The sequence below is a fragment of the Eubacterium sp. BIOML-A2 genome, from assembly GCF_009680135.1.
In the GTDB taxonomy this organism is placed as follows: Bacteria; Bacillota; Clostridia; order Lachnospirales; family Lachnospiraceae; genus Faecalicatena; species Faecalicatena contortus_B.
Genome location: NZ_WKZK01000004.1, coordinates 22,976 through 45,307, shown reverse-complemented (window position 1 = coordinate 45,307; position 22,332 = coordinate 22,976). Strand labels below are relative to the sequence as shown.

The following is a 22,332-nucleotide window of genomic DNA, read 5'->3' as shown; positions in this document are numbered from 1 at the left end:
GGCTCCTCCTATTCTTCGTCATCCACAAACTCATCTAATTCGACATCGGCGTCATCGTCAAAGTCGTCTTCTTCAGGTTCCACGTCCTCAAGTTCTTCTCCAACAAACTCCTGCTCCGTAAATCCATGCTCCCCGTAAGGTTCGTTTTCATCACGGTATTTTCTGTCGCCTTCGATAATAGAGTGCAGATCAGTCTCGCCATAATCCACGGTTTCCATAATCTCAACTTCTGTATTGTCATCCCTCAGTACGCGTACATCCAGCGCCAGTGACTGGAGCTCTTTTAAAAGTACTTTGAAGGACTCCGGTATGCCTGGTTCCGGGATGTTCTCGCCCTTGATGATGGCTTCATACGTCTTCACACGTCCGACAACATCATCGGACTTCACGGTCAGGATCTCCTGCAGAGTATAGGATGCACCGTATGCCTCCAGGGCCCATACCTCCATCTCTCCGAAACGCTGTCCGCCGAACTGTGCCTTACCGCCCAAAGGCTGCTGTGTAACCAGTGAGTAAGGGCCGGTAGAACGTGCATGGATCTTGTCGTCTACCAGATGATGCAGCTTCAGGTAATGCATGTGCCCGATGGTAACCGGACTGTCGAAAAACTCTCCCGTACGGCCATCGCGCAGGCGCACTTTACCGTCGCGTGTCAGCGGAACTCCCTTCCACAGCTTTCTGTGCTCTCTGTTATCTGAAAGATATTCCAGCACTTCCGGAAGCAGTTCGTCGCCGTGCTTAGCAGCAAATTCTTCCCACTCCAGATTGACATAGTCATTTGCCAGATCCAGGGTGTCCATAATGTCGATCTCGTTCGCCCCGTCGAATACCGGTGTGGAAATATTGAATCCAAGCGCCTTAGCGGCAAGACTCAAATGAATCTCAAGTACCTGTCCGATGTTCATACGGGAAGGCACGCCCAGCGGATTCAGCACAATATCCAGCGGCCGTCCGTTCGGCAGGTAAGGCATATCCTCCGCCGGCAGCACACGGGAAACAACACCCTTGTTACCATGACGTCCGGCCATCTTATCCCCGACGGAAATCTTTCTCTTTTGTGCGATATAGATACGTACTGCCTGATTAACACCAGGAGACAGTTCATCGCCGTTTTCTCTTGTAAATACTTTGGCATCCACGATGATACCATATTCACCATGAGGCACCTTCAGGGAAGTGTCTCTTACTTCGCGGGCTTTCTCACCGAAAATCGCACGCAGCAGTCTCTCTTCTGCTGTCAGCTCTGTCTCTCCCTTCGGAGTTACCTTGCCGACCAGAATATCCCCTGCACGCACTTCCGCACCAATGCGGATGATTCCCCGCTCATCCAGGTCTTTCAGCGCGTCATCGCCGACACCCGGAATATCTCTTGTGATCTCTTCCGGCCCCAGCTTTGTATCACGGGCCTCCGCCTCATATTCTTCAATATGCACGGAAGTATACACGTCGTCCTGCACAAGCCTTTCGCTCAGCAGTACGGCATCCTCATAGTTGTAACCTTCCCATGTCATGAAACCGATCAGCGGGTTCTTTCCAAGAGCCATCTCACCGTTGGAAGTGGACGGACCGTCTGCAATTACTTGTCCTTCCTCCACCCTCTCACCTTTGTCTACGATCGGTCTCTGGTTGTAGCAGTTGCTCTGGTTACTTCTTAAAAACTTGGTCAGTTTATAGGTCTTCTTGGTTCCGTCATCGTGGCGGATTGTGATATCCGTCGATGTGGAACGCTCAATGACACCGGCCTTTTCTGCAACGATGCAGACACCGGAGTCTACTGCGGCCTTTACTTCCATACCTGTTCCGACAACCGGGGCCTCCGTGGTAAGAAGCGGCACCGCCTGACGCTGCATGTTGGATCCCATCAGCGCACGGTTGGCATCGTCATTTTCCAGGAAAGGAATCAATGCTGTCGCTACGGAGAACACCATCTTCGGGGAAACGTCCATGAAATCAAACTTGCTTCTCTCGTACTCCTGTGTCTCCTCTCGGTAACGTCCGGATACATTTCTGTGGATGAAGTGGCCTTCCTTATCCAGAGGCTCATTGGCCTGTGCCACATGGTAATTGTCTTCCTCATCCGCCGTCATGTAGACTACCTCTTCCGTGACGATCGGATTCTCCGGATTTTCCTTATCTATCTTGCGGTACGGAGCCTCGATGAATCCATACTCATTGATCCTTGCATAAGTTGCAAGGGAGTTGATCAGACCAATGTTAGGACCTTCAGGGGTCTCAATCGGACACATTCTTCCATAATGGGAATAGTGAACGTCCCGCACCTCGAATCCGGCACGGTCTCTTGACAGACCTCCCGGTCCCAATGCGGACAGACGTCTCTTGTGTGTCAGCTCACCGAGCGGGTTATTCTGGTCCATGAACTGTGACAGCTGGGAAGAACCAAAGAACTCTTTTACAGCTGCGGTTACCGGCTTGATATTGATCAGTGACTGCGGAGAAATTCCTTCCTGGTCCTGTGTGGTCATCCTCTCGCGGACTACTCTCTCCAGCCTGGACAGACCGATTCTGTACTGATTCTGGAGGAGTTCTCCTACCGCACGGATACGTCTGTTGCCCAGATGGTCGATGTCGTCGTCATTTCCCATTCTGTACTCCAGGTGAATGTTATAGTTAATAGAAGCTAAAATGTCTTCCTTTGTGATATGCTTTGGAATCAGATCGTGGATATCTCTGCGGATTAAGTGCTTTAATTCCTCGATGTCTCCGCCGCTCTCCTCCAGGAGCCCCTCCAGTACAGGATAGTATACCTGTTCTGTAACGCCGGCTTCTCTTGGATCAATGTCTACGATTGCCTGAAGGTCTACCATCATATTAGAAAGAATCTTAATGTTACGTGACTCTTCTTCTCCTTCTACCCACAGATAAGGTACAGCTGCATTCTGTATGGTATCGGCAAGTTCCCTTGTGATGACCGTTCCCTTTTCCGCAACGATCTCCCCGGTCAGAGGGCTTACTACATCTTCTGCCACTCTCTGTCCCTTGACACGGTTCTTGAGCGCCAGTTTCTTGTTGAACTTGTAGCGTCCAACCTTTGCGAGGTCATAACGTCTTGGATCGAAGAACATACTGGTGATCAGGCTTTCTGCGCTGTCCACTGCAAGTGGTTCGCCTGGTCTTATCTTTTTATATAACTCTAATAAACCTTCCTGATAGTTCTCGGCTGTATCTTTGCCAAAACTTGCAAGGATCTTTGGCTCTTCACCAAACAGGTCGATGATTTCTGCATTTGTTCCGATACCCAGTGCACGGATCAACACAGTGATCGGCACCTTTCTCGTTCTATCTACACGTACATAAAAAACGTCATTGGAGTCTGTCTCATATTCAAGCCATGCACCACGGTTTGGGATGACTGTTGCGGAATAAAGTTCTTTTCCCAGTTTATCGTGGGCAATCCCGTAATAGATACCCGGGGAACGAACCAGCTGGCTTACGATTACACGTTCCGCACCGTTGATTACAAAGGTGCCGGTCTTCGTCATAAGCGGAAGATCTCCCATAAATATTTCATGCTCGTTTATCTCATCGTTGTCTTTGTTGTAGAGCCGTACTCTGACTTTCAAAGGCGCAGCGTATGTTGCATCACGTTCTTTACACTCTTCGATGGTATACTTTACGTCATCCTCGCAAAGCGTAAAATCGACAAATTCCAGACTCAGATGACCGCTGAAGTCAGAGATCGGGGAAATATCGTCAAACACCTCTTTCAGTCCTTCATCCAGAAACCACTGGTACGAGTCTTTCTGGACTTCGATTAGATTCGGCATCTCTAATACTTCTTTTTGTCTGGAATAGCTCATGCGTGAACTTTTTCCGTTTGTGATGGGACGAATTCTGTTTTTCTCCATTGACGTTTCACTCCTCATATATTTTTTGGCGGGCTACGAGTCGCCCTTCGTTAGTTCTCTTAATCAGGAAAAGAGCCCTGTGACGTGAAGACAGTCACTACAATGGCATACCTTTCCACAATAGCGCATTTTCTACTATATCACAAAGCTCTTTTCATTGTCAACATATTTCTTACTAATTTACGAAAAACCTCTTGACATCTGTCGATTTCTGTGGTAATAACGAATTCATTCGGCTTATGAGCCTGCCTGAGACTGCCCGGTCCATAGGACATACATTCGGTGTTTTCCAGCATCCCGGCGATTACGGCTGTATCTGTGTAACCGGGAAATGGAGTGATTTGCACGGTTTTTCCCGTCACCTCTTCTGCGGCGCGTTTCAGCTCCCCCAGAAGCACAGAATCCGGGTGTGTTTCTATAGAAGGCCGGTCACCGGTCACCGTATAGCTTCCCTTAACTCCCGGGACCTGCTGTTCGCCATACGCAACGGCCTCTCTTACGATCTTCTCCGCCTTTTTCGTATCCACCGGGGGAACGAGGCGCATATCAACCGTTGCCATGCACTGATCCGGAACTACATAGGGGCTGTACCCTCCCCGGATCTGCCCGAAGGTTACAGTTGAGCGTCCCAGCTCCGGATGAACCGGGCACTCTGCTATTTTCTTTCTTATATAAGTAATCACAAATGCCAGACCCGCGATTGCGTCTGCACCCGCTTCGGGCATGCTGGCATGGGCAGTCATTCCCTGCATCTCCAGTTCGAACCAGGTGCGCCCTTTGTGCGCCATCTGAATCCTGCCATCCGTAGGCTCCATGTCCACGACCCAGTCCTCTGCCGTCACCCAGCCGTCAGCAACCGCCTGTTCAACGCCCCGCATATCCCCTTCCTCATCCACCGTTCCGATAAATACCAGAGGGTATTCCAGCTCCAGGGTCTTATCACGGATCTTGGCCGCTGTTTCCGCAAAAACAGACAGCGCACAGGCCAACCCGCCTTTCATGTCACAGCTTCCCCGGCCAAAAAGTTTTCCGTCTTTTATCTCCCCTGAAAATGCCTCCTTATCCCATCCGGAGCCTTCCACAACCGTATCCATATGGCAGAAAAAAACCAGCGCCGGGTGGGAGACCTTTCCCGGAAGAACTGCCCTTATGTTCCGCCGCCCTGGCAGCACCTCAGAATTTTCCGGCTGTACTCCCGCACATACCAGATACCGTTCGATCAATCTGCTTACTGCTTCTTCATATGTGCCCGGATTCGTACTCTCTTTTTGCACCAGCTCCCGGGCCAAATCAACCGCATCCCATTTCTTGTGTTCCATTGCATCCTCCCCGATTACTGACTGTTTCCTAATTATACCATATTAGATTTAGATCTAAAAGGCCCCCCTCCCTTCTTCCCGCGCTTAAAATCAGAAAAACCGGGGCAGTATGGCGGCATTACATGAAATCATAAAGACTTCTTGTCATACTGCCAGGCTGCCCCGGTCTTTCTTATTCTTCCTTTACTCTGGCCTGCTGTCAGGTGGTAAACTCTGCTACTTCCTGAACGCGAGAGCGTTCCACCTCAATTCGTTCTTAAACTGGCGGATTGTTGTTTCATGATCGATATATACAGCCTCGATCCCCATGGCTGCTGCCCAGTCCCCCATCTGTTCTGCCGTCAGGTCATAGGAGAATGCGGTGTGATGCGCACCGCCTGCCAGAATCCACGCCTCCGCTCCCGTCTGCAGATTCGGCTGCGGAGTCCAGAATGCAGTTGCAACCGGAAGTTTCGGCATTGGTTTCTCTGTCTTTTTACAATCAACCGTATTGATAATCAGACGGAACCGATCCCCCAGATCAATCAAAGACGTTGCAACGGCCGGCCCTTCTTTGGCGGTGAACACAAGACGTGCAGGGTCTTCCCTGTCTCCCATGCTCAGCGGCTGCGCCTTGATACTGATCGGCCCGTCTGCGATGGATGGGCAAACCTCCAGCATATGTGCCTGCAGAATCCCTTCTTTTCCAGGCACTAAATTGTAGGTATAGTCCTCCATAAAAGAAGTTCCCTTGGCATCTTTGATTCCCTGGGTCATGATCTTCATAATGCGAACCATGGCTGCGGTTTTCCAGTCTCCCTCCCCGCCGAATCCATAGCCTTTTTCCATCAATCTCTGAATCGCTAGACCGGGAAGCTGTTTCAGGCTGCCGAGATCTCCAAAATGGGTTACGATTGCCTGATAATTTTTCTCTGTTAAAAACCGTTCGAAACCGATCTCAATCCCGGCCTGCACTGCCACATGCTCCCGAAATTCCTTTTCATCCCTTCCCTCAAGAAGGATTTCATATTTATCGTAATATTCTTCTACCAGTGCATCGATATCCCCTCTGGAAACCTGAGCCACTGCTTCTGCGATCTCATTCACCGGATAAGCATCTACTTCCCAGCCGAACTTGATCTGGGCTTCTACTTTATCGCCCTCTGTAACTGCCACGTTCCGCATATTATCGGCTATGCGCATAACACGTACATGGCTGCTCTCGATCACGCCCACACCCGTGCGCATCCATGAACCGATCTTCGCCTGTACCGCTTTATCGCCCCAGAAACCAACAACTACTTTACGTTCCATTTCCAACCGGCTGAAAATATGGCCGTATTCCCGGTCTCCATGTGCCGATTGGTTCTCATTCATAAAGTCCATGTCTATCGTATCATAGGGGATTTCCTGATTAAACTGTGTGTGCAGATGAAGCAGCGGCTTTCTGTACTCCTGCAGCCCCAGAATCCAGGACTTGGCCGGTGAGAACGTATGCATCCATGTAATGACCCCTGCACAGGTTTCATCCGTATTTGCCTCATTGAACGTCTTTCTGATCAGCTCGTTCGTAATAAGCGTTGGTTTCCATACTATTTCGTACGGAATTTCCCCGGACGCATTCAGCGCCTCCACAATCTGCCTGGAATGCTCCGCCACATGCGCCAGACATTCGTCCCCGTATAAATCCTGTGAGCCCGTGCAAAACCAAAATTTGTACTGTTTTTGTTTCATGATAATACCTCCATTTCATAAGTATACGTAAAGTTACCCGTAAGGAGAGCGCAAGGGGGTCAGACCCCTCTGCAGAGGGGTCTGACCCCCTTGCACTCCGTTTTCAGAATATTCTCAAATTATTGTCCGTAGTAGGCGTCCGCCCCATGTTTTCTGTAATAGTGTTTGTCCTGCAGCTCCTGCGGTGCCGGCAGAACCTGCGGATTTATCATCTCGCTTCTGGCTGCCATCTTGGCCACCTCCTCCAGCACCACCGCGTTATGCACCGCTTCGCAGGCATCCTTCCCCCAGGTGAAAGGACCGTGGTTTTTGCAGAGTACAGCCGGCATAGAAAGATAATCTTTTTCTTTGAAATAATCTGCAATCAGGACTCCCGTGTTTTTTTCATATGCCTCATCGATTTCTTCTTTTGTCAGGTTTCTGACACATGGTATTTCACCGTACATATAATCGGCATGGGTGGTGCCGTAACAGGGGATTCCCCGGCCTGCCTGCGCCCAACTTGTCGCCCAGGCGGAATGGGTATGTACGATTCCTCCTATATCCGGAAATGCACGGTATAACTCCAGATGGGTCGGGGTATCCGAAGACGGGTTATATGTCCCCTCTATTTTGTTGCCTTCCAGATCCATGACTACCATATCCTCCGGGGTAAGTCTGTCATAATCCACGCCGCTCGGCTTGATGACAAACCTCCCGGTTTCCTTGTCCAGGCCGCTTACGTTTCCCCAGGTGAATGTCACCAGGCCATATTTCGGAAGCTGCATGTTTGCCTCATAGACTTCCTGTTTCAGTTTTTCTAGCATCTTCATTCCTCCTAATACATCATATAATAATTAACTGCCGCTTAAGCAGACATAAATTACCGACAGCACTGCTCCCCCGGTTCAGAAAGAATGCGCACCGACTTTCGGATGATCATTTCCGGCTTCAGTTCTACGCTTTCTATTTCTTCCCCGCCATCCAGCATTATGAGCATTCTGGATGCCGCCAGGCCTGCAAGTTCTTTTACGGGATTCTGGGCCGAGGTAAAAGGGATTTCACAGCGTCCGGCCAGCTCTGAATTGTCAATCCCTACAATGGAAAGATCCTCCGGAATCCGAATGCCTGCGCCCTTACAGATCCCCACCAGCTGATTGGCCACCTCGTCGTTGTAGCAGACACAGGCCGTACATCCCTTGAGCCTCCGCAGGTACCTGCCCTGATCCTCCTGCATCTCCTTCAGTTCACAAGTATCTATCCATGCAATCCGCTCGCTCTTTACCTTAATATCTCCCGCCATCAGAGCATCCACATAGCCCGCGTAACGCTTGTGCCCCTGCCCGTCATCGGATTTAAATATTCCTGCGATCTGTCTGTGACCGCACTGCAGAAGATGCTCCGTCACCATCCGCCCGGCAAGATAATCGTCCAGGCTCACATGCACTCCCTGCAGTTCCGGATAGTAACTATTCAAAAATAAAACCGGTATTTCTCTCTTCTCCAATTCCCGGTAAATGTCCAGATTAGGGTTCGGCAGACCGCTTTTGGTAGGTTCTGCAATAATCCCATCCACAGAATCTTCCCGCAGAAAACCTTTCAATATCATCCGCTCTTTTTCTACCGCATTATAGGTAAATGAGATCTGCAGCGTATAGCCTTCGCGGGACAATCTGGACTCCATCTCCCGCAGCATGCTGGGAAAAATGTAGTCGTCTACATAAGTTGTCATAACAGCAATCCGCATGGTTCTGCTGCGCTTTTTCTCCCCCCGTTTTTGCTGCCCTTTTATATACGTCCCACTTCCTCTGACCCTTTTCACTACCCCTCGGGCCTCCAGGACAGATACCGCATGCCTTGCCGTCTGCCTGCTCACCTGAAAAAGCGAAACCAGTTCATTTTCGGAATAAATCCGTTCCCCCGGTTTTCGCTTTCCCTCATCCAGTTCACGCATAATACAATCTGCAATCTCTTCGTATTTTGCCTTCTCCTCAGCCATAGGTTCCCTCCCTTCCCTTATTGAGCACTCTTGTTGTCTGCGTCCCCTTTAATTTCTCTCCCACACAGGAGCCTGTTATAAGGGGGGCTCTCTGGATATACCTTGTTTACGGCTTTGCTTTCAGGGCTTCCCCATAGAGACATGTATTCTATATATCCTTTGGTTATATTATAACTTTATTATATATATTTTTTTAATTCAAGACGGAGTCTTTCATAAATGTACATACAACTACTCCTGTTTTTTTGTATTCTGTGCATATAATTTTGAAAGTTGTATGTGTACAACCTTCATTTATAGTATACCCAGACACATAAAAATACCCCATTCATAAAGCTTACCTTCCGCTTTATGAATGAGGCTTTTTACCGTAATTATATAAAACCGCTAATATTCGCCGACTAATGTAGTTTTCAGCAGGTTGGTGTTTCCGGATTTACCCAAAGGTACTCCTGCTGTCAGCACAACTATTTCCCCGTTTTCTACATAGCCCTTTTTCTCTGCGGCCTCGGTGGCATGCAAAAACAGAATTTCCATACTATACTCCTCGCGGATATGTACCGGCAGGACACCCCATGACAGATTCAGCTGGCGGCACGTATGCTCATCCGGTGAACACCCTACAATCATGCACCCCGGACGGTACTTTGATATCATACGCGCCGTACGCCCGGACTTGCTCACCGTTATAATAGCCTTAGCCCGCAGGTCAATTGCTGTCATACACGTGGCATGTGAAATGGCTGTCGTCATATCCGTCCTGCTCTCCCTGCCTCGTATGCTGAACAGCTGATTATAATCGATGTCACTCTCCGTCCGCACCGCGATCTTCACCATCGTGCGCAGCGCTTCCACCGGGTAGCGTCCGGCTGCCGTCTCCCCAGACAGCATAATTGCACTTGTTCCCTGATAAATTGCATTTGCAACGTCGGTCGTCTCCGCCCTGGTTGGCCGCGGATTTTTCATCATAGAATCCAGCATCTGCGTGGCCGTGATCACCTGCTTCCCTGCGTTGTACACCTTTCCGATGACAGCCTTCTGTATCACAGGAACTTCCTCCAGCGGTATCTCTACTCCCATATCTCCCCGGGCAATCATGATGCCGTCGGCCGCCTCAATAATGCTGTCGATATTGTCCACACCCTGCTGATTCTCAATCTTGGCGATAATATTAATAAATTCACCTCCGTTTTCGTCCAGAATCTGCCTGATCTCATTTACATCTTCCGCAGAACGAGTAAAGGATGCGGCAATAAAATCAAACCCTTCCCGAATCCCAAACAGAATATCCTCCCGGTCCTTCTGACTGATAAAAGGCATATTTACACTGACTCCCGGAAGATTCACGCCCTTATGGTCAGAGATCACGCCTCCATTCACGACCCTGCAGATTACAGAGCTGCCTTCGATCCGCTCCACGGCCAGCCCCACCAGTCCGTCATCTATCAGAATGCTGTCCCCTGGTTTTACATCTTTATACAGATCCGCATAAGTAACCGATACCGCCTCCTGTGTGCCCTCTATCTCTTCCGGTGTCAGAAGAAACTCCTGCCCTTCCTGCAGCTCCACTCTGCCCTCTTTAAACCTGCAGAGCCGGATCTCCGGTCCCTTTGTATCCAAAAGAGCGGCGATCGGCTTATCCAGCCGCTGCCGGACTGCCTTCAGCTCATCCAGACGTTTTTTCTGTTCCTCATAGTTTCCGTGAGAGAAATTGAACCTCGCCACATCCATACCTTCTCTGGCCAGCTGTTCCAGAACCCCTTCCCGGTCAGTGGCCGGTCCCAGGGTACAGATAATTTTTGTTTTCCGCATATAAAATCCGCCTTTCTATGCCAGCAGGCTGCCCTCATATCTGCTGACGTTCTCTGATTTTCCAATGACAACAAGGATATCGCCTTCTGCAAATATATACCCGGGACTGATCTCCGTTTCGGTTATTCCTTTATGTTGGATGGCAATAATATTCAGCCCGGTTTTCTGTCTGAACCGTGTCTCCTCCAGGCTTTTTCCTATCACCCTCGTCGGCACCATAACTTCCGATATCTCAACATTATTGTCCAGTGTAATCGAATCCATCACACTGCTTACAAGCATTTTCTTGGCCAGGCGCAGGGCCATGTCGCGCTCCGGATATACAACCTCGGCGCCGATCTTCTCGAGCACCTCCCCCTGGTCTCTGCTGATGGCCTTTGCAATGACCCGCTTAACACCAAGATTTACTACATTAAGAGTCACAAGGATGCTGGTGTCAATCTTCTCTCCAATGCAGACAACAACCGTATCACAGTTTTGAATGCCGATCTCCTCCAGCACTTCCTTCGTCAGTTCATCTGCAACATACGCAAAATCCGTATAACGCCGCAGTTCCTTCACTTTATATTCACACCGGTCCACCACAATCACTTCCCTGCCGGCTTCAGCCAGTTTTTGCGCCAGCGCTGTACCGAACCTGCCTAATCCTATAATCCCATAACTTTCTGATAATTCTTCTTTTAACATCCTCTTCAACTCCTAACCAATTGTAATATTTTCCTCGGTAAATACCGCGGTGGACGGTTGTTTAAAGCTCCACATTGTAACAATTGTAAGCGCCCCCAACCTTCCGATAAACATCGTCATTATGATCACCAGCTTACCCGCTATACTCAAATCCGGCGTAATGCCCGTGGAGAGCCCTACCGTTCCAAAGGCAGACGTACATTCAAAGAGCAGCTGCATAAAGGAGTACTCCGGTTCGAGCAGACACATCGTAAATGTTGACGCACAAACCACAATCATCGACAACAATGTAATAATAAATGCCTTAAACACCACTTTTTCCGGGATTTTCCTCTTAAACGCAGTACAGTGCTGGTTGGTTGCCGTACTTTTAATAATATTGAGAAGTACAAACAATGTACTTGTCTTAATGCCTCCTCCGGTTGAGCCCGGTGAGGCTCCGATAAACATCAGTATCGTCAGGATAAATAGTCCCGCAGAAGTAAAGCTTCCGATCGGATATGTTGAGAATCCCGCTGTCCTGGCAGAAACGCTCTGAAAAAAGGCCCCCAGCCAGGTTATGTCTTCCGTACACTTTAGTGATAACGTCCCCACCGCAAGCAACACAATGCTGGTGAGGATTACCGCTTTAGAATGAAGGGACAGCCGCCGGAAGTTTCTGTTTTTCAGTACATCCAGAATGACCAGAAATCCCAGGCCGCCGAATATAATCAGTCCGCAGGTTGTCAGATTCAGGAGCACGTTTCCCTGATATGGTATCAGGTTTGTCAGTCCTCCCAGAATATCAAACCCCGAGTTATTAAATGCGGCTATGGAATGAAACATGCTGATTCCCAGTGCATCCAAAGGTGAATATTTTTGTACAAACACCAGAAAACTCAAGACCGCTCCTACACCTTCGAAGCACAGTGTCATAAAGAGCACATGCTTCACAAGTATGACCATGCCCTGAAAGCCGCTTACGTTCAGTGCCTCTTTCACCAGCAGCCTTTCTTTGAAGCCAATCTTTCTGCCTGCTGCCAGTATAATGCCCACGCCCACAGAGGTCACGCCCAGGCCGCCGATCTGTATCAGCAGCGCCACAACCGTTCTGCCAAAAACCGTAAAATGCTCCGCCGTATCAATCGCAATCAGACCGGTCACGCAGACAGCGCTTGTGGAGGTAAACAGAGCGTCGATCCAATGTACCTCGGCTCCCTCTCTGACAGAAACCGGCAGTTTTAATAATACGGTCCCCAAAAGAATTACACAGGCAAACCCCAGCGTAATCAGCCGGGCCGGCGACTGCTTCTTAAAGAACTCTTTTCCCGCCTGCAATATGAAATTCACAATAATTAACGCTTCCTTTCGTACTATAATTATAAGACTGTACAGAAAGCGCCTGTTCTTTTCTTCCCATCCTGCTCATGCACAAATCCGAATACAATCCTCCATAGAAGTGTATTCACATCCCTCACAAAATGGAACATTAATAAAATAACGCATGGAATTACAGCTATTTTGAATAAAACAGCCAAAATAGAATCAAAATAGACCTTTACCTTCAGATTCCAGTGATTAGGGCTCTGTTCTCTGCCTACAGAAAAAGAGGATGCCCGCGCCCCTCTGTCAGATACAGCAGAATCTGCCAGCTGACCGTTCGCACGGCTGATCTGTGCCCCGCCGGGAGCAGAACTTTCCCTGTGCTGCACAGATGTTATAGAATGCCCTGAGACGAGCAGACTTACCGTAAATAACAGTACAGTAAATAAACAGATAGCAATGATTATTTTATTTTCACTTTTTATCTTCATATCCCTTACTCCTGCCTGCTCAAATGCTTCTCTGACACTGTATTTCTTTTCTATTAGATATATGCATTATAGGGCTGAAAGTTCAGGTTGTCAATCCTTAATCAATCCGAAAATCACAGAGGATTTTTTATAGCTGCGAGCACTTAGCGGCCGTATTTTGGCCACTTACGTGCGATGCATAAAAAATAGTTGGCAAGGTCTTTTCGCGCCTTACTTTTTTTATATCGTAACAGTTCATGAAAGCCCGGACTGTTTCCTTGCATCACAAAAACAGCCATACCTGCACTAAAGCAGATATGGCTGTATATTAGCGTTTCCGTTACAAAAGCACCCGATTATTTCAGGTTAACTTCTGCTCCTTCACCTTCCAGTTTAGCTTTGAGTTCTTCAGCTTCTGCCTTAGAAACTGCTTCTTTCACTACCTTCGGTGCTCCGTCAACTAATTCTTTTGCTTCTTTTAATCCAAGTCCTGTGATCTCACGAACAACTTTGATTACTTTAACCTTAGAAGATCCAGCGGATACGAGCTCTACATCAAACTCGTCTTTCTCTTCTGCTGCTGCACCTGCTCCGTCTCCTGCTGCTGCAACTACAACGCCTGCTGCTGCAGATACACCAAATTCTTCTTCACAAGCTTTTACTAATTCATTTAACTCTAATACTGATAACTCTTTGATCGCTTCGATCATTTCAGCTGCTGTCAATTTAGCCATTTTAATATCCTCCATTTTAGATTATTTTCCGGGCTCCCTGGCCCTCATTTTAATTTCTCACTTTTCGGTTCCCTGAAATCTCAGGTAATCCAGATCGGCTTACTCAGCCGGTGTCTCTGCTGCTTCCTCTGCAGGAGCTTCTGCTGTCTCAGCCGGAGCTTCTTCTGCTGCCGGAGCCGCTTCAGCTGCACATGCATCTGCGCCGCCCTGTTCTGCAATCTGCTTGATAACACGAGCAAAATTGGTAATAGGTGACTGCATACTTCCAAGCAATTTGGAAAGTAACTCTTCTCTTGAAGGAATCTTGGACAGTTCTGTCAATCCAGCTACGTCATATACATTTCCTTCAACTACGCCGCCCTTTAACTCAAGTTTCTGTGCATCTTTTGCAAACTTGCAAAGGATTCTGGCCGGTGCTGTTGCATCTTCTTTCGAGATCGCGATAGCGCTCGGTCCTTCCAGACAATCTGTAAGTCCTTCGAACTCAGTTCCTTCGATCGCTCTCTTAATCATGGTGTTCTTGTATACTTTGTAAATAATACCTGCTTCTCTGAGCTGTTTACGAAGTTCTGTATCCTGAGCTACTGTCAATCCACGGTAGTCAACAAGAACAACTGACTGAGCATCTTTAATCTCTTCTGAAATTGCCTCAACGATTGGTTGTTTTAATTCAACTTTTGCCACGTTCTGGTACACCTCCTTATTTTATTTGTGCGTGTACTGCCAAAAATAAAAGCCCCTGTGTCCAAAGACACAGAAGCTCAATAATTCACATTAAGAATCATGATCTTCCTCGGCAGGCGGTTCAAACTTATGCCTTACGGCACCTGCTGTCTTCGGCAGTCAATTGCTATATTAGATTAGCATCCATTACTCTGTTTGTCAATAGAAAAAGCAGGTTTTTTCTGTTTTTTCTGTTCTGTTTCTGTTTTCCAGTTTCAAGCCCGTACGCAGGCAGCTCTGAACTGTTACTCCGAAGTAAATATTTAGTTCTGCCCAGTATTCAGCCATACCACTTTGGCCTTTTTTCCACAATGCGCCAGCCCAATATAACAGATTGGCCCTTTCATTTCAGCATCATACTTTTTGTTCCGAATCTGATTCAGTGCATCTTGAGCCAGTTTTTCCAGGTTCTGATTGTGATCTTTTGTGTATTTGAATTCCAGTATAATATTGGGTTCTTCATCCCTAAGCGCCCTCAATATAATATCGCTTCTGCCCTCCCCACTCTCACGATTACTCTTTATCTCGTATTCTCCGTACAGGCAGGCGCACATTCCCAGCATCATCATATGATAGCTGTTCTCATCTTTCAAATCATGATAGGAGGGCAGTGTCAGAATTACCTTCTGATAGCGGTATACGAATTCCTCCATGTCCCCAGTCCTTAGATAGTTGACCAAATCTGCCATATCATCGTACTCCACCCGGAGACAATGTGCAGTTAATCGCTGAAACGCCTCGCTGACCTCTTCATTTGGAATCCGGACTATACACAGATTTTTGCGTATCTCCTCCCCCACCGTAACCATACCGGCATTGATCAACATGCCCCACAATGCAGCTTTGCCAGGCTTTTCAAAAAAAGATGTGTCCAGCTCCACCATAACAGACACACTGCCTTGCTCCAACAGCTTTTTATATTCTCTGTGGAAATCATCTCCGCAAAGATCCATAGCATGTTCAATTATACTGTTCTCCCCCGTATTCACCCAATAGGGGTGCAGCTTTTTTCTGGAAGCATAAAATATGACAGACCAGGGATTATACATATGAATCTCTCCGAACAGATAGCCGTCATACATACGTCTTACCGCTTCCGTCAGTTCCATCCCATAATACGACAGCAGTTCCTCTGTCTCATCCTCCGTAAATCCAAAGTATTGCGCGTACTCAGGGTCATTCACTGTGCAGACCGAAATATTGTTCAGGCCGGAGAAAATATTCCCCTTCGCGATCCTTTGGATTCCTGTCAGCACTGCCTTATCTAATGCAGTATTTCCTTTCAGCGCTGAACTGAATAAAGCAGATAAAAACCCACGCACCTCTTTATAGTACCCGTTCACACTTGCAGAAATAAAAGGTGTGTCATATTCGTCAATAAACAGAAATACTTTGTCATTGTAATACTCCTGCAAGGTTCGACAGAGTTCTGCAATTGCAAAACTTACCATTTCTTTTTCAGTTTCATTCATTATATGATTCGTCAGTGCTGCATATATTTTATCAATCTTTTCCCGCCTGAAAGGATCTGTCCTGTTATCATGGAGAATTGCCCAATATCGTTCATACTCCAATGCAAGCACATCACAAACTCGTCCAAGCAGCTCTTTTTCCGACTCGCCTTTGGCATTTAAAAAAGACAAAAATATCACCGGATGCTGATTGCATTCCCGCATTGCCTCTGTCTGGCCGATGTATGTTCCCTCAAAAAGTCCCCGCGATTCCTTAGTGCAGTCAAAAAACTCGGCAATCATGGACATATTCAGCGTTTTCCCAAATCTTCGTGGTCTTGTGATCAGGGTCACTTCCATGTTGGATTCCAAAAATTCCCGGATCATCCCGGTTTTGTCCACATAATAACTATTCCATTCCCGCAGCTTCCTGAAATCCTGCACACCGATTCCCAGCTTCTGCGTCATTTTCTTTCCTGAAATTCGAGGAGTTATACAGTAAGGCGCCTTCTCTTCTTTAAAAACTGCCGTGCCACTGTTGTTGTTCCTTCCAAACAGTTCATCAATCGAACACTCCAATACATCTGCAATTCTCTCCAATGTCTCAAAATCCGGAGCGCGCTTTCCCGCCTCATAATTGGAGTAAGTGGATCTGGAGATGCCCAGCTGCTCTGCCATCCATGTCTGTGTACATCCTTTTTTGCTTCGAAGCGCCGTAAGACAGTGATTAAATTTTGTCTTCATTCTAATTCACATCCCTTATTTTGATGTCTTGATTATAGCATGTTTCGTTTCATTTTGCAAACACGTCATGTTTTCATTCTGAAACCATCGTTATTATGTTACTGATATCACTCTATCACATTATAAAATAAGCAACTAACTCTTATGCTGAAATAAATTTTCGAGAATGCTGTCTGACATGTATCCTTGGTTCGCCGTGCCCACACAAAAAAGTCCCGCCCACAAAAGTGGGGCGAGACTTTTTCCTATATTCTCTATGTCATCAAATTCTGATTAAGCCAGCTTCATTGGGTTGATTTTTACACCAGGTCCCATTGTGGATGTCAGTGTTACACTCTTCAAATACTGACCTTTTACAGCTGCCGGTTTTGCCTTGATGATTGCATCGATAAGCGTCTGGAAGTTGTCCGCTAACTGTTCCTCGGTAAAGGATGCCTTACCGATCGGCACATGGATAATGTTTGTTTTGTCCAATCTGTACTCAATCTTACCAGCTTTGATGTCGTTGATGGCTTTTGTTACATCCATAGTAACTGTACCAGCCTTCGGGTTTGGCATCAGACCTTTTGGTCCGAGTACACGTCCGAGACGTCCAACAACGCCCATCATGTCAGGTGTAGCTACGACAACATCAAATTCAAACCATCCCTCGTTCTGGATCTTCGGGATCAGTTCGTCTCCTCCCACGTAATCTGCTCCAGCTGCTTTCGCCTCTTCAGCTTTTGCATCTTTCGCAAATACAAGGATACGAACCTTTTTACCTGTTCCGTGCGGCAGTACAACTGCACCACGAATCTGCTGGTCTGCATGACGTCCGTCACAACCTGTTCTGATATGAGCTTCGATTGTTTCGTCAAATTTAGCTACTGCTGCTTTTTTAACTAATGCTACTGCGTCTGCCTTCTCGTACAGGTTTCCCTTTTCGATCAGTTTCGCAGCTTCGATATATTTTTTTCCTCGTTTCATCTTAAATAACCTCCTTGTGGTATTGGCGGGATCGTGCCCCTCCCACTTATTTCAACTTCGTTAAGTGTACTAAGCTCGAAAATACCTTACTTAATCTACTATTCTTCAACAACTACACCCATGGAACGGCATGTTCCTGCTACCATGCTCATAGCTGCCTCAAGTGTTGCAGCATTTAAGTCCGGCATCTTTGTCTTTGCGATCTCTTCTAACTGAGCTTTTGTGATCGTAGCAACTTTTGTCTTGTTCGGAACACCTGAACCGGATTTGATGTTGCAGGCTTTCTTGATCAGAACTGCTGCCGGCGGTGTCTTTGTTACGAAGCTGAAGCTTCTGTCATTGTATACTGTGATAACAACAGGAATGATCAGGTCTCCCTGGTCTGCTGTTCTTGCGTTGAACTGCTTTGTAAATTCAACGATATTCACACCGTGCTGTCCAAGCGCAGGACCTACCGGTGGTGCTGGTGTAGCTTTACCAGCTGGAATCTGTAATTTAATATAACCTTCTACTTTTTTTGCCATTTTTAATTACCTCCTTGTGGTATTGGCGGGATCTGAATCCCTCCCACGGTTTTTAATCCATCTTTCTTACTTCTGCGAAACCGAGTTCAACCGGTGTCTCACGGCCAAACAGCTCTACATTGATAGACAGGTTCTGCTTCTGCTCATTCAAAGACTGAATGACCCCCACAGTTCCTTCCCATGCACCGCTGAGCACGGTCACGGTATCGCCTACTGCAAACTCTACGATGACGTTCTCCTGCCTGATTCCGAGTCTGTTCATCTCTTCTTCCTCAAGCGGAACAGGTTTGGATCCGGGACCAACAAAGCCGGTCACGCCTCTGGTATTACGAACTACATACCAGGTATCGTCATTCATAATCATATGAATCATGACGTATCCCGGAAACATCTTCTTCTGGCTGGCTTTCTGGACACCGTTCTTCAGTTCGATCACTTCCTGCATAGGAACCCTGACCTCCAGAATCTGATCTTCCAGATGACGATTTTCAATTGCCTTATCAATATTTGCTTTTACTTTGTTCTCATACCCGGAATAGGTATGAACTACATACCATTTTGCCTCTGACATAAAATCACCTTTCTGCTGCGGCTGTTTACTTAACCAACAGATCAATTCCATATTTTAGGATTGCATCGATTACCGAAATCAATACCCCCAATAATAAAGAAACCGAAACGACTGCCGTGGTCTGTTTTGCAAGTGTTTTTTTGTCTGGCCAAATGACTTTCTTAAACTCTGCCTGAAGCCCTTTAAACCAGCTCTTCTTCTGAGTTTTTGCTGTTTTCTCACCCATGCCATCCACTTCCTTCCAACGACTATTTCGTTTCTTTGTGCAGTGTGTGTGATTTACAGAACTTACAGTACTTCTTCGTCTCCATGCGGTCCGGATGAGCTTTCTTATCCTTGGTCATGTTGTAATTACGATGCTTGCATTCTGTACATTCCAGTGTGATTCTTGTGCGCACAACTTCCACCTCGCTTTTTTCTTATTCACTACGTGTTACATGATGGTTGCGAAGCCATCTAAATTTAGGCATAAAAAAAAGACCTACTTCCATTCGCTAGAGCATTGTACCACAGCAAGCGGACAGAAGTCAAGCCTTTTCGCCAATTCCGGCTATTCTATCACGTGATTTCTTATAATTGCACGTATGCTTTCATTCAGATAGGGCTTCAGCTCCTGATAACTGATCGGATCGTTCTCCAGTATCGTACTGTATGACGTGGAACTGGCAAGCTCTATAATAAGGAAAAGCATGGTCTCGGGCGCCCTCAGTTTTACATCCGGATTTTCTGTTACCATTTTATGAAAAAAGCCCATGACATCTATTTCTTCGTCTGATTCATTTTTCGTAATTGCCTGCCTGAAGATGCCCCAGCTCAGGTTCTTAGAGATAAAACGCAGCACCGCCCTGCTTTTCGCCATCTCGTCCAGGACATAATCTACTATAAATATAATTTTGTCCTCAAATACCGGGATCTGCGCCTGCTCTAATGCATCGTGGGCCGCCATGAAAAGCCGCCCTGCTGTCTTGGCAATCAGCCTGTCCCGGATCTCATACTTGTCTTTAAAATAGAGATAAAATGTCCCCTTTGCCACGCCTGCCTTCTGAACGATGTCGTGGATCGATGTCTTGGAAATCCCCTGTGTCAGAAACAAGTCATATGCACTTTTAAACAGTGCCTCTAATTTCTGCTGCTTGTTTTCGTCAACTTTTCCCATAATATTCCCCACTCTTTCGATTATTTTTTCGTATCTGTCCAGACCATTATAATTTCAAAATGACCCAAAGTCAACTTTTCTTTTAAATATTATTGACTTTTGGTCATTTTTATTGTATATTACTTTTAGTCTTAAAAAATGACTAATAGTCATAATTTAAAAGGGAGGCATGAAACATGGTGAATGCAGGTAAAAAAATAGTGAAGTATCGGGTTGTCATCCTGATACTCGGCATTTTACTTCTGATACCATCGGCTTTGGGATTCCTAAAAACCAGAGTCAACTACGACATACTTTATTATCTGCCCGACAATATTGATACGATGAAGGGGCAGAACATCCTGATGGATGAATTTGGAAAGGGCGCTTTTGCAATGGAAGTTGTAGAAGGCATGAATACCAAAGATGTTGCTGAAGTAAAGGAGAAAATCAAAAGTGTAGACGGCGTTGCAGACGTCATTTGGTATGATTCCATAGCGGACACTTCCATGCCCATTGATATCCTGCCTGATAAACTGAAAGACGTGTTCAAAACTGAGGATGCCACTCTGATGGCGATCTTTTTTGATGACACGACTTCCGCAGACAGCACTATGGATGCCATAACGGAGATCCGCAGTGTTACAAATAAACAATGCTATCTGAGCAGCATGTCTGCAGTGGTCACCGACATCAAGCAGCTCTCTGAAAAGGAAACGCCAATCTATGTACTCATCGCCGTTATCCTGAGCTGTATTGTGCTTTCTGTATTTATGGACTGCTGGATACTGCCTGTTTTCTTCATGCTGAGTATTGGAATGGCAATCCTCTATAATATGGGAACCAATTACTTTCTCGGAGAGATTTCCTATATTACTAAGGCTTTGAGCGCGGTGCTCCAGCTTGGAGTTACCATGGACTACTCTATCTTCCTGTGGCACAGCTATCAGGAGAACCAGCAGCGTTACCCGGGAGATAAGGAGCGGGCAATGGCCCACGCGATTTCCAATACATTTTCCTCTGTAGTCGGAAGTTCCGTCACAACAGTGGCCGGCTTCATTGCACTTTGCTTTATGAGCTTTACTCTTGGAAAAGACCTCGGCATTGTCATGGCAAAGGGCGTCATATTCGGTGTCATAAGCTGTGTCACCATACTGCCCTCCTTCCTGCTTGTTTTTGACAAGCTGATTCAGAAAACAACGCACCGCTCCATTATCCCGAGCATGGAGAAGCCTGCAAAATTTATAACAAAACGCTTTAAGGCCTTCATTCTCATCTTCATCGTACTGCTCTTCCCCGCTCTCTGGGGATACAGCAAAGCGGAAGTTTACTATAACCTGGATGCTACCCTGCCGAAATATCTGGAAAGTATCAAAGCAAATGACAAACTGGCGGACGAATTTGATATGAATGCCACTCATATGGTTCTGGCAAATGCAGATCTTCCGGCCAAGGAGGCAAAAGCGATGCTGGATGATCTGTCCGATGTAAAAGGGGTCAAGTTCGCGCTTGGGCTCGACAGTCTCATCGGTTCCGCCATCCCCCGGGATGTTATACCTGACGGACTGACAGAGACATTAAAGGCCGGTGACTGGCAGCTGATACTGGTACAGTCCGAATACAAGGTAGCGACAGACGAAGTTAACCACCAATGCACTGTGCTGAATGATATCGTAAAAAAATACGATTCTTCCGCTATGCTGATCGGCGAGGCCCCCTGTACGAAGGATCTGATCACGATCACCGATAAGGATTTTAAGGTGGTAAGCGCGGTTTCCATTATTGCCATATTTATTATAATTGCACTCGTGTTTCAATCTATATCACTGCCGGTGATCCTTGTTGCCGTCATTGAATTTGCTATCTTCATCAACCTGGGAATCCCCTATTTTACAGGGACAAAGATGCCCTTTATCGCTTCCATTGTCATTGGAACAATACAGCTGGGGGCAACCGTTGATTATGCAATCCTGATGACAACCAGATACAAAAAAGAACGGTGCAGAGGAAAAGCAAAAAGAGATTCCATCCAGATTGCGGTTTCTGCTTCTGTCAGTTCAGTTATTGTGTCCGCCCTGGGCTTCTTCGCCGCCACATTTGGAGTGGGGCTTTATTCCGATATTGATATGATATCCGCCCTATGTACCCTGATGGCCCGGGGGGCTGTCATCAGTATGTTTACAGTTATTTTCATACTGCCATCCATGCTGATGGTCTTTGACAGAGTCATCTGCGCTACTACGAAAGATATGCGCGGATGTATCAAAAAGAAAGATAAGCCGGCCGATGAGGCCTGCGCAAATGCCTGAGCTGCGGAAATAAATGATTGAAGTCAAC

The 22,332-nt window shown here is 46.9% G+C and carries 19 protein-coding genes and 1 other annotated feature; of the genes, 1 reads left to right on the top strand and 18 read right to left on the bottom strand.

Annotation, left to right across the window (positions count from 1 at the left end; genetic code table 11):
* Positions 1 to 8 precede the first annotated feature (8 nt).
* The 18 genes from GKG43_RS02390 to GKG43_RS02305 all read right to left on the bottom strand — a co-directional run bounded on the left by GKG43_RS02390 (position 9) and on the right by GKG43_RS02305 (position 20,016).
* The gene (locus GKG43_RS02390; RefSeq protein WP_050641952.1) at positions 9 to 3,866 is read right to left on the bottom strand and encodes a DNA-directed RNA polymerase subunit beta; all 3,858 of its coding nucleotides are present in this window, start codon (positions 3,864 to 3,866) and stop codon (positions 9 to 11) included.
* A 140-nt stretch (positions 3,867 to 4,006) separates the two neighbouring features.
* Positions 4,007 to 5,185 carry a M20 family metallopeptidase gene (locus tag GKG43_RS02385; RefSeq protein ID WP_129878433.1) on the bottom strand — a complete coding sequence of 393 codons (1,179 nt, stop codon included), beginning with the start codon at positions 5,183 to 5,185 and terminating at the stop codon, positions 4,007 to 4,009.
* 216 nt (positions 5,186 to 5,401) lie between these two features.
* Positions 5,402 to 6,898 carry an L-arabinose isomerase gene (gene araA / locus GKG43_RS02380; RefSeq protein ID WP_050641954.1) on the bottom strand — a complete coding sequence of 499 codons (1,497 nt, stop codon included), beginning with the start codon at positions 6,896 to 6,898 and terminating at the stop codon, positions 5,402 to 5,404.
* A 119-nt stretch (positions 6,899 to 7,017) separates the two neighbouring features.
* Positions 7,018 to 7,704, bottom strand: a complete 687-nt coding sequence (locus tag GKG43_RS02375; protein WP_050641955.1) for an L-ribulose-5-phosphate 4-epimerase — start codon at positions 7,702 to 7,704, stop codon at positions 7,018 to 7,020.
* Positions 7,705 to 7,760: 56 nt separating this feature from the next.
* Positions 7,761 to 8,876: a GntR family transcriptional regulator gene (locus tag GKG43_RS02370; RefSeq protein WP_055152538.1), complete on the bottom strand. Its 1,116-nt coding sequence runs from the start codon at positions 8,874 to 8,876 to the stop codon at positions 7,761 to 7,763.
* Between the two features lie 387 nt (positions 8,877 to 9,263).
* Positions 9,264 to 10,688 carry a pyruvate kinase gene (gene pyk / locus GKG43_RS02365; protein ID WP_055152540.1) on the bottom strand — a complete coding sequence of 475 codons (1,425 nt, stop codon included), beginning with the start codon at positions 10,686 to 10,688 and terminating at the stop codon, positions 9,264 to 9,266.
* 15 nt (positions 10,689 to 10,703) lie between these two features.
* Complete coding sequence (locus tag GKG43_RS02360; RefSeq protein WP_050641958.1) at positions 10,704 to 11,375, bottom strand: TrkA family potassium uptake protein; 672 nt, start codon at positions 11,373 to 11,375, stop codon at positions 10,704 to 10,706.
* 12 nt (positions 11,376 to 11,387) lie between these two features.
* Complete coding sequence (locus GKG43_RS02355) at positions 11,388 to 12,704, bottom strand: potassium transporter TrkG (RefSeq protein ID WP_087148807.1); 1,317 nt, start codon at positions 12,702 to 12,704, stop codon at positions 11,388 to 11,390.
* A 29-nt stretch (positions 12,705 to 12,733) separates the two neighbouring features.
* Positions 12,734 to 13,168 carry a hypothetical protein gene (locus GKG43_RS02350; protein ID WP_050641959.1) on the bottom strand — a complete coding sequence of 145 codons (435 nt, stop codon included), beginning with the start codon at positions 13,166 to 13,168 and terminating at the stop codon, positions 12,734 to 12,736.
* Positions 13,169 to 13,503: 335 nt separating this feature from the next.
* Complete coding sequence (gene rplL, locus GKG43_RS02345) at positions 13,504 to 13,872, bottom strand: 50S ribosomal protein L7/L12 (RefSeq protein ID WP_173005675.1); 369 nt, start codon at positions 13,870 to 13,872, stop codon at positions 13,504 to 13,506.
* Between the two features lie 108 nt (positions 13,873 to 13,980).
* Positions 13,981 to 14,565 carry a 50S ribosomal protein L10 gene (gene rplJ, locus GKG43_RS02340; RefSeq protein ID WP_025654513.1) on the bottom strand — a complete coding sequence of 195 codons (585 nt, stop codon included), beginning with the start codon at positions 14,563 to 14,565 and terminating at the stop codon, positions 13,981 to 13,983.
* A 36-nt stretch (positions 14,566 to 14,601) separates the two neighbouring features.
* Positions 14,602 to 14,739: a sequence feature (ribosomal protein L10 leader region), on the bottom strand.
* A 128-nt stretch (positions 14,740 to 14,867) separates the two neighbouring features.
* Complete coding sequence (locus GKG43_RS02335) at positions 14,868 to 16,799, bottom strand: AAA family ATPase (protein WP_055152542.1); 1,932 nt, start codon at positions 16,797 to 16,799, stop codon at positions 14,868 to 14,870.
* A gap of 273 nt (positions 16,800 to 17,072) precedes the next feature.
* Positions 17,073 to 17,765: a 50S ribosomal protein L1 gene (gene rplA, locus GKG43_RS02330; protein ID WP_025654505.1), complete on the bottom strand. Its 693-nt coding sequence runs from the start codon at positions 17,763 to 17,765 to the stop codon at positions 17,073 to 17,075.
* 98 nt (positions 17,766 to 17,863) lie between these two features.
* A complete protein-coding gene (gene rplK, locus GKG43_RS02325) occupies positions 17,864 to 18,289 on the bottom strand; it encodes a 50S ribosomal protein L11 (protein ID WP_025654504.1) in 426 nt (141 codons plus the stop codon).
* Positions 18,290 to 18,341: 52 nt separating this feature from the next.
* Complete coding sequence (gene nusG / locus GKG43_RS02320; RefSeq protein ID WP_050642759.1) at positions 18,342 to 18,860, bottom strand: transcription termination/antitermination protein NusG; 519 nt, start codon at positions 18,858 to 18,860, stop codon at positions 18,342 to 18,344.
* 25 nt (positions 18,861 to 18,885) lie between these two features.
* Positions 18,886 to 19,086 (bottom strand): preprotein translocase subunit SecE, encoded by a 201-nt coding sequence (gene secE / locus GKG43_RS02315; protein ID WP_009001658.1) that lies wholly within the window; start codon positions 19,084 to 19,086, stop codon positions 18,886 to 18,888.
* Between the two features lie 22 nt (positions 19,087 to 19,108).
* The gene (rpmG, locus tag GKG43_RS02310) at positions 19,109 to 19,258 is read right to left on the bottom strand and encodes a 50S ribosomal protein L33 (RefSeq protein ID WP_009001657.1); all 150 of its coding nucleotides are present in this window, start codon (positions 19,256 to 19,258) and stop codon (positions 19,109 to 19,111) included.
* Positions 19,259 to 19,410: 152 nt separating this feature from the next.
* On the bottom strand, positions 19,411 to 20,016 hold the full coding sequence (locus tag GKG43_RS02305) for a TetR/AcrR family transcriptional regulator (RefSeq protein WP_129878431.1): 606 nt from the start codon (positions 20,014 to 20,016) through the stop codon (positions 19,411 to 19,413).
* 176 nt (positions 20,017 to 20,192) lie between these two features.
* Here GKG43_RS02305 and GKG43_RS02300 point away from each other — a divergent pair, with 176 nt between their 5' ends.
* Positions 20,193 to 22,304, top strand: coding sequence for an MMPL family transporter (locus tag GKG43_RS02300; protein ID WP_050641968.1), 2,112 nt, complete (start codon positions 20,193 to 20,195; stop codon positions 22,302 to 22,304).
* Positions 22,305 to 22,332 lie beyond the last annotated feature (28 nt).